This is a genomic window from Moorena sp. SIO3B2, from assembly GCF_010692525.1.
In the GTDB taxonomy this organism is placed as follows: Bacteria; Cyanobacteriota; Cyanobacteriia; order Cyanobacteriales; family Coleofasciculaceae; genus Moorena; species Moorena producens.
Genome location: NZ_JAAHHE010000260.1, coordinates 1 through 8,670 on the forward strand (window position 1 = coordinate 1; position 8,670 = coordinate 8,670).

Below are 8,670 nucleotides of genomic sequence, written 5' to 3' on the forward strand. Positions count from 1 at the left end.
CGATCGCTGACGGCTTAACCCTAGCGCTGAAACGTCCTTAGAGAACCAGGGTAAGGGCAAGAATAAATCAGGAGGCATTATTATCAACAATATTGATAAAACAGTGCGATAGTCCTGAGAATCAAGGCTTAACATGGTCATCATCCTTGCCCTATATCACATTTTGGCTCAATTTTTATTGCGCTTACCCTGCGGGGCTTATACTCAGATCTTGCACCTCATCAGAAAAAAATCAAAACCTTGCTGATGTAACCAGGGTATAAGTGTATCAAAATGATTCAAAAGACCAATAAAACAAACATGAGGAAAAAGTAAAATAAGTGCCTGTTGGGCACAATAAAACCAATCTAACTTATCCATGACTCCTAAATGTAAATAAACCCAATAAGCCAATAAATAAGAAATCAAAGATAAAATCAACCAACGATAAACACCCAACAAAGTCTTTTGTCCAAAACGATGTAAACTAAAACGATGTTTAACCGTCTTAAAAAATCCCTCAATTTGCCATCTACGCCTTCCCCAACGAGCAATTGTTTTTCCTTTCATCGCCTTAGTTGAAATCACAAAACCTTGGACTCTCTTACCATCTCGTTTCAGCCAAACCCATGATAAAAATACGGGAAAATCTAAACCTTTGAGGTAAACTTGTTGGCCACGAGTTTTAATTTGTGACACCTTACGACCATGGCCAAAAGGCCACGCTACGCGAACAGCCAAAGTACGACTTTTGCTAATACCTAAAATAGTAGAATGGGATTGATTACGCACTTGATTAATAAATTTTATCGTGCTAAAAGCCGTATCACCTAATACATATACCTGAAAATTTCTGGTGAGTACTTTGGGTAAGTTGTTCAATAATTTCTGTGCTAATTGTGATGGAGAGGGAGTGCCCTTACCTCGATAAATCCTGAAACTCCATTCGCGTAGCGTGGCCGAAAGGCCAGGAATACGCCAGGGACCTAGTACTAAATACATAATCACAATGTGTAAACCTTTTTTGTGGTTATAAATTCGCACTAAATTTCCTAGGTTTGGAAACTTGCCTACCAATTCTTTGGTAGTTAAATCCACCATTACTTGTAAAATCGGTTTTCGTCCTCTGGTTCGATGAGAAAGAATCAAATTCACTATTAAAGAGCGAACTGTACGAATTACAGCACGGGTTGGCCATTGATAGCGATGCAGCGCGGTCTTGGGGAGGCAGCGCGGTCTTGGGGGTCTCCCCCATGAGCGACTGCCGTGGTTTCCCCCATGAGCGACTGCATCAAGACAATAATTGAAGAAACGACTAAGGGCACTTTCCGATTTAGTTTGACAATGATGAGGAACACTATTACCTTGACCACACAGAAACAAACCCAAAATCGATTCGAGAGTTTCTTGTTGATAAATGGTTGGCATTAGTTGTTTCAAGGTTGAGATTAATTGTTCTGCTTGGGATAGAATCTGATTGGTGGTCATCGTGCTCCATTTTAACCATAAAAATATGTTACCAAGTTCCTGAACTTTTTACAAGTTTTTTCGGCAATTATACCAAATTGAATTTAGATTTTAACTACAACTTTTAAACAAAATCAAGTTATTGTTATTGCTATTATCATCATAAAAAAACCTGATCATCTGCTCGAATGAATTAGGTTAAGTAGAGATTTTTTTTGAGTATTGCTAAAAGCTCTACTCTTGAGACAGAAAACCTGGTCTAATCCTTTCATCACAACCACTTCAGCCGTTTCTGTTCACGCCCACTTTTTTTTGGTGCAAGATCTGAGTTATAGCTCCCCAAACCCCTCCTCAGCTAACGCATCCGACAAGATCGAATGATCGCACTGTTGGAGTTTCCCCTGATCGCGAACGGCATCATCTTCAGAGCAACTCCAAACAGCGAAATAACGAGCGAGAGTTAGCCACCTAATTTATTAGGTGGGCGTGGTTAGAAGTTACCGCAAGAATAAGGCAGCCTTTATGGTTGGTCGGTTATGGGAAAAAGGTTAAAACTTTGAGGCGCGACCCATGGCGAATTTAATTCGCCTATGGAAAGCGCGCCTCCATGATTAAGGCTGCCTTATTCTAAGGTTTCGTCTCCGGAGCGTGCCGGGATTAATCCCGGCATTCGCATATATCAAGGAAGTCGTTCATTTCTTCCTAAGTACTCTATGTATTCGGAAAGACTAAGGCCATTCGATTCTGCCATCCTTTTCAAGTTATCCCAGGCGACCTTTGTTGCTTTGACGCTGTAAGTCTTTTTTCGCTCACCGTGTATACTGGGTCGGCCTACTTTATTTTTGAATTGTTCTGGCATATTGTTGACAATTTAATTGTAGTAGTATACAATTAAATTAACACAGCAAAAAGGTCGATGCAAAATGTACGGTTGTCAACAACACCTAATAACCACAAACGCTGATAATAAAGCGATAATAGAGTTTATTTCTTCAGAGGCAAACAAGCTAACAAATTGCGGAATATATTATTGTCGTCAGGTATTGTTTAAGGCCGGGAAATATCTCACTAATGCCGACCTGGACAAAATAATGAAGACGAATGTCCACTTCAAAGCAATGAGATCAGCCTGCGCCCAGCAAACCTTGCATGGGGTGATCGAATCCTTCAAATCTTACAAGGCTCTAAGTAAACTGTACAAAAAAGGACAACTGGCAAACAAACCTAGGGTTCCTAAATACCGGAAAAAAGGAGGGATGACTGTAGTCAGTTATCCGGCTCGGTGGGTAAAGCTAATAAAAGGTCAACTCAAATTCACTTTAGGAAAGCAGATTAAAGCTTGGTTTGGGATAGACCATTTCTTTCTTCCGATGCCTTCCAACCTTGATCACAAATCCATCAAAGAGTATCGCTTTGTTCCAAGGAATGGATGTTTTTATCTAGAGTTTGTCTATGAACGACCAACTCCTGAAGCAGTAAAGCAGACAGGAAATGTACTGGGAATAGATCCGGGACTCAATAACTGGTTAACCTGCGTAGCAAACACTGGGAAATCTTTCATCATAGATGGGAGAAGCATTAAGTCTCAAAATCAGTGGTACAACAAACAGGTAGCTGGGATCAAAAAGGGGAAAACTCAGGATTACTGGGACGACAACCTTGCTAAGTTAACTGAAAAGCGCAACCGACAAATGCGCGATAAAGTAAACAAGGCCGCTAGGTTCGTAATAAATTGGTGTCTGAGGAACCAAGTCAGTACAGTAGTGTTTGGCTGGAACAAAAGGAGCAAGGATAGCATTAATATTGGGAAAAAGAACAATCAGCAATTTGTTCAAATCCCTACAGCTAAACTGAAGAAACGAATAGAACAGCTGTGCGTCGAATACGGCATCAAGTTCATTGAAACCGAAGAAAGCTACACCAGCAAAGCTAGCTTTTTAGACCGTGATTTTTTGCCTACACTTGGTGAAAAACCCAAGGGGTGGAAGGAAAGCGGAAAGCGAGTAAGGCGTGGGCAATACCTGTCTGGAAAAGGTGAATTGATTAACGCCGATTGCAATGGAGCCTGTAATATTTTGCGCAAAGTAGAGACACAGCTAGGGAAAACCCTAGCCGAGGTCTGTAGGGCAGTTTTGAACCTGCCACAACGATACAATCTAAGCTCTCTATCTAGATCGTATCGTGAAGCATCGCTTCGCGTGGTTTTAACCCGCGAAGCGATATCTGCTTAGAATCCACGCGGTTTCAACCCGTGGAGAGTTCAAGTAATTAACCTTTCAAGCGGGACAAAATGTTGTTAGCCGCCCGTGCAAGCCGACCACCGGAGGTCAAATCGTTGGCCAACCGGGCAATGTGCATATCCAGAAATTGTTCGCAATCGTTCCAGATATAAGGACGTTCAAAACTTGGCGGCCTGCCTACCACTTCCCGCACGGCTTCGTACAGAGGAACCGTCTCCGGGGACAAACACTCCCGCGCGTCGTAATGACCGGCTACTATGGACGTTCGCAGGTCAACGGCTTGCACCCCAAACATCAAGGAAACAGCCATATATTGCTCGAAAAGTTCCAGGGATTGCCGGGTTAAATTGGTCGAGCCAAACCCTTGACTGTTGATATTTTGATTGAATTGTTCTGCATGAGTCGGGAAGCGATCGACCAGGGAATTTCCATAAAACGTCAACAGGGGCATAATCGAGTTACCAGTAATTTGCAGCGCTTTGAGGCCCATATTGACAAGATTTGCAGAATTGCCCACCAAAGAAGGGGAAAGTCCATTACTAAATTCCGGTGCTACTACCAAGGCAATTTGCGCGTCCAGATGCTTAGCCGTCAAACCCAGAACATGGCGCAAGCGATCCATTGCCATGCCCACGTACTGACCCAGGAAGTTCCCGCCGTGATAGCTGGTATGACCCTCTGTGTCAATTAAAGGATTGTCCGTAACCGAATTAATTTCGACTTCGATTTGCTCGGTAATTTCTTTCAAGCCATCGACGATTTGTCCGAGGTACTGGGGCAAGCAGCGCAGGGAATAGCGGTCTTGGATCGGGGCATTGCCCTGGTGGGAGGCCCCGCCAGACAACTCGTCCCGGATCAAACTGGAGCCCGAAAGCAATTGTAGCATTTCCGCTGCCGCCCAAATCTGACCCTTGTGGGGCTTAAGGGCGTGAATAAACGGATGAAACGACTGATTTGTACCCCCTAACCCTTGAATCAGCAGGGCATGGGTTCCCATTGCCAGGGCTAGCAATACTTGGGCCTCGCTAACACACAGAGCCGCCATGCCTGTCATCACGGAGGTTCCGTTTACCATTGCCAGTCCTTCTTTCGGCTCCAGGCTCAACCGAGGCAAGTTCAGCCGCTTGAGGGCTTCAACCGAAGACATCTCCTCGCCGTTGAAGTCCACTTTGAAAGCAGGATCCACACCGACTAAGGCTCCGGTAATGTCCGTCAAGGGGGTGATATCGCCGCTGGCTCCAATTGAACCCAATTCGTAGACGTAGGGCGTCACGCCAGCATTGAGAAAGATTTGCATGCGTTCGATCAGTTCCCGGCGGATGCCAGATGCTCCATGCAAATGAGAGTTAATCCGCAACAGCATCGCCGCCCGGACAGCCTCAGAGGGTAAGCGCTTTCCGGCTCCGGCTTTGTGATACCATAGAATATTGTTTTGCAACTCAGTAGCCTTTTCGGGGGAAATTACAGTATTTGCCATTCCCCCGAAGCCAGTGGTCACCCCATAAATGGGCTCGTTGGCAGCCAGCGCCTCGCTGATATAGTCAACCGAGGCTTGCACGCCCTGCCAAATCTTGGGATTTTGGCTCAGGTGCGTCTGCGCTCCATAACGGGCCACGCTGACCACGTCTTCGATCGAGAGGTGCCGAGCCCCTAAAGTAACACTGCGATCGCTATTCGATTCAAAAATTCCCCATTTCATAACGGTCGCTTCACAGAACGAAATAATTATCAAGATGCACTCTGGGGACTCTCTACAAAAGCATCTGCTGGTAAGGACGTTCCGCTGTCCAATGTATATCAGAAGATTGATAAACCCTGACCCCTGATAACCCAGCCTCTAAAACCATCTGGTTGACCTCGTCGAGAGTCAAAGCAGCATGGAGAGAATCCCGAAATAACTGGGTCTGATACTGATTGTACTCCCCTGAGATCCTAGCAACCAAAGCATCCATTGTCGCCACATCAGCGGGGCGGATTAAATCCCGCAGCAAAATGCCGCCCCCTGGTTTTAGCAGTCGCTTTACTTCCCGGAAAAATGGCAGGGGATCTGGTAGGTGATGGACGATGCTATTGGAAATTACCATGTCAAACATACTATCTCGATAAGGCATCTGCTTGCCATCAACCCGTTCCAGTTTAATCTGTTCTTGCAACCCGGCATCCTCTACATTCTGTGCGCCTACTTTGAGCATATTTTCCGAGAGGTCGATCGCCCATATCTGCCACTGAGGCCGCATCTGGGCAATTATAATCGGAATGCGGCTTGTTCCGGTGCCCACATCCAGGACTAAACCCGCTTGGGGTCCTAATTCTAGCGCAAGTTGGGCAAAAGCTGTGTTTACCTCAGTGAAGTCCATCGAGTCGTACTCAACGGCATCTTCCCAAGTATCCATTACTTCTGGTTCGAGCACTCTTGAGATCGTCATTTGTTTAAATGCTTATATACCAAGCCTTGGAGCTTTTTCAACTACCCTTATTTCAGTGCCATTCTACCCAACATTCATATCTGTCTTGATGTAAGTATTCAGTTCTCAGCTATCAGCTATCAGCTCTCAGCTCTCAGCTCTCAGCTCTCAGCTCTCAGCTCTCAGCTCTCAGCTCTCAGCTCATGCGCTACGCGCACGCTACGCGAACAGCTTTTGAATAAGCGATGCAGCGCCTTCACGCGGGGGTTTCCCCCATGAGCGACTGCATCAAGACAACAAGTAAGCATTGGAATAATGTTGAGTGAAGTCCCAGGGTCGTTCGCGTAGCGTGGCCGAAAGGCCAAGGCCAAAGCCTGTGCCAACAAGCTGACGGCACCTCAAGTAGCGTGAGCTAAAAGCTCACGGCTGACGGCTGAATGCTTACGTCTTGATCTAAGCGCGATTATGTTGTTGAAATGTAACGGATTCAACAACATAATTACTCTCGATCGAGGTACTCCTGATCGCCAAGCATTGATTGCGATCGCCAATCCTGGGATCAGCCACTAACAACAACAAGTCTAATAAGGGATGCCTTCCGGGAACATTACGGCAATCCGTTTTTCTCGCATCTTGGCTTCGGACATGCAAATTTCCTCAATCTGATTAACGACATCTTCTTCAATGCCAAGATATTTGGCCATTTTGTGGACTGATGCCTGTTCATCCGGATGATATTCTGCATCAGCAGCACAAGCCTTAATGGCCGCATAAATAATCGCACGACGACCGTTTTTGTCTAGAGTGGGGGCTTGGGCAAGAACCTCAAGTAGATCCTGATCTGCCGGGTAATTTTTTGCCATGTCATACTCGGTATTGGTATTATAACAGGCAGAACGGCCAACAACCCAGTTTCTTTCTTCTGGTGTCAGGACGCCATCTCCTTTTGCACAGATCAGAACCGCTTTGACAAAGGCATTATAGTCCTGAGCTGGTGGGACTGTTTTCATACCATACAAGTCTTTCATCAGCCACAGCCGACCGTCTCGATCCATATCTGACATATTCAATTCCCCGTTTTTAGTCTTTTGACTCCATCAGTGTAATATGATCTGCCGTGGTGCGATTAAGATTTTAGATTTAAGTTTTGTAAACTTGAAGGAGCCGTTAAAGGGCTATAGCCAGGCTTAAAGCTATACTGGAAATTGATTTCAGCTATTAATTAAAAAATGCATATCTTTGATCAGGGCTATTGATTGTGATCAGCTCTCAGTTGTTAGTTATAGTGATAATATCTTTGGTTATGTATGATTGAGGGGTCTTAAGATTTACTTTATAAATTACTGTTAGGATTCCGTTGCAAAAAAATGAACGATCTGGAGGGATTGGGCAACTCATTTAGGCTTACTATAGTTCTAGGTTAAAAGTCCTTAAGAGAAGCTGAAGATGATTTTTAAATCCAGTTTGGATCAATTCACGTGGATCATTCATCATTTCCATGCATTCATGTACTGATTTATGACTGGGATTTATAGCAGAAGTCAGAAGTCAGAAGTCAGAAGTCAGAAGTCAAACTCTTGCGCTTACTTAGGTTTGAGACTTTTGTCATGTCCTAACTGCCCTGGCGACTGCTATATCATCTGCCAGCGAGCTTGAACAATCTTCTCCAGAGCTAACAAAGCATTTTTCGTTGGATGCTTCACACTCCCGCCTACTTCTCCACCGCCAAACTTGCTACAAATCTTCCTATGGGATGATGCCATCATTTTATATGCTAGTAATAATTTTTCGTACTGAGGTTGAAGGGATAGCGGTAAATTTTGGAAGTTTTTTTTGTTCTGCTTCCATAATGTCACTAGATAGGCATGGTCCCAAGACATTAGCCCACTAAATCCATCGATTTTCAGATTAGGCGGCTTCATTGTGGGGAGAATTTGCTCTTGATATTCTTTTCTACTGTAACTTCCCGCTAATTTCATTACTGCTCCGGCTCCAATCATTAGATTTGATGCTGTTTCTAGCTCTAGTTTTACCTGATTTAAGTTCTTCATTTTTATCGCTTTTTAAAACCGCAGCAAGCAGAGGAGCAACCCCTGGACAAATATCAAGAATATCCAATGGAATTTCTTCCAAATTAGCAATGGCTTAAATTCCGGGTTGACAAATGTATCTAATTTATATACAGTCCATTTATTAGCGCTGTTTTTAGTCAGTTTCAGAAATGTGACATATCCGGTAAAAGCACTATCTAACAAAATAGATTCTGGCCATTCTGTTAAAACATACTGGATATCAAAGTAATTGTTAAATTATTCAATCTCCTCTTGCTTAACCGATTTCACTTTACCCTCTGAATTCAATAATTCAATTGCTGATATTTGATTAGCGTTTTCAATCATAGGGTAACTTTCAACTATAGCCAGGAGATTGCCAATCTCTTGATTAAAATTTTATGATTGAAAGTAGTGTTGAAATATTTTTATTTTTTCTATAAGATTTTTCTTAGCTTTTTAATTTATTTTGTATTGACTGCATAGAGTAGGAGGACAAAGCAAAGTAAGCTTTTTATTTTTAATATC

General features: G+C 43.7%; 6 protein-coding genes. 1 reads left to right on the forward strand and 5 read right to left on the reverse strand.

Annotated elements, in window-relative coordinates; all coding sequences use genetic code 11:
- Positions 1-204 precede the first annotated feature (204 nt).
- Positions 205-1,467 (reverse strand): transposase, encoded by a 1,263-nt coding sequence (locus tag F6K38_RS30280; RefSeq protein ID WP_287253451.1) that lies wholly within the window; start codon positions 1,465-1,467, stop codon positions 205-207.
- A gap of 902 nt (positions 1,468-2,369) precedes the next feature.
- Here F6K38_RS30280 and F6K38_RS30285 point away from each other — a divergent pair.
- The gene (locus tag F6K38_RS30285) at positions 2,370-3,677 is read left to right on the forward strand and encodes an RNA-guided endonuclease InsQ/TnpB family protein (protein ID WP_071106954.1); all 1,308 of its coding nucleotides are present in this window, start codon (positions 2,370-2,372) and stop codon (positions 3,675-3,677) included.
- A gap of 37 nt (positions 3,678-3,714) precedes the next feature.
- Here F6K38_RS30285 and F6K38_RS30290 read toward each other — a convergent pair whose 3' ends face one another.
- The 4 genes from F6K38_RS30290 to F6K38_RS30305 form a co-directional block, all read right to left on the reverse strand.
- Positions 3,715-5,385, reverse strand: a complete 1,671-nt coding sequence (locus tag F6K38_RS30290; protein ID WP_502709616.1) for an HAL/PAL/TAL family ammonia-lyase — start codon at positions 5,383-5,385, stop codon at positions 3,715-3,717.
- A gap of 52 nt (positions 5,386-5,437) precedes the next feature.
- Positions 5,438-6,106: a class I SAM-dependent methyltransferase gene (locus tag F6K38_RS30295; RefSeq protein ID WP_287253457.1), complete on the reverse strand. Its 669-nt coding sequence runs from the start codon at positions 6,104-6,106 to the stop codon at positions 5,438-5,440.
- 566 nt (positions 6,107-6,672) lie between these two features.
- Complete coding sequence (locus tag F6K38_RS30300; RefSeq protein WP_071106956.1) at positions 6,673-7,155, reverse strand: tellurite resistance TerB family protein; 483 nt, start codon at positions 7,153-7,155, stop codon at positions 6,673-6,675.
- A gap of 567 nt (positions 7,156-7,722) precedes the next feature.
- The gene (locus F6K38_RS30305; protein ID WP_287358782.1) at positions 7,723-8,142 is read right to left on the reverse strand and encodes a 3-methyl-L-tyrosine peroxygenase-related protein; all 420 of its coding nucleotides are present in this window, start codon (positions 8,140-8,142) and stop codon (positions 7,723-7,725) included.
- Positions 8,143-8,670 lie beyond the last annotated feature (528 nt).

Coding starts and splice junctions, on each gene's coding strand:
- F6K38_RS30285 (WP_071106954.1), top strand. CDS start 2,370: ATGTACGGTTGTCAACAACACCTAATAACCACAAACGCTGATAATAAA.
- F6K38_RS30300 (WP_071106956.1), bottom strand. CDS start 7,155: ATGTCAGATATGGATCGAGACGGTCGGCTGTGGCTGATGAAAGACTTG.
- F6K38_RS30290 (WP_502709616.1), bottom strand. CDS start 5,385: ATGAAATGGGGAATTTTTGAATCGAATAGCGATCGCAGTGTTACTTTA.
- F6K38_RS30305 (WP_287358782.1), bottom strand. CDS start 8,142: ATGAAGAACTTAAATCAGGTAAAACTAGAGCTAGAAACAGCATCAAAT.
- F6K38_RS30280 (WP_287253451.1), bottom strand. CDS start 1,467: ATGACCACCAATCAGATTCTATCCCAAGCAGAACAATTAATCTCAACC.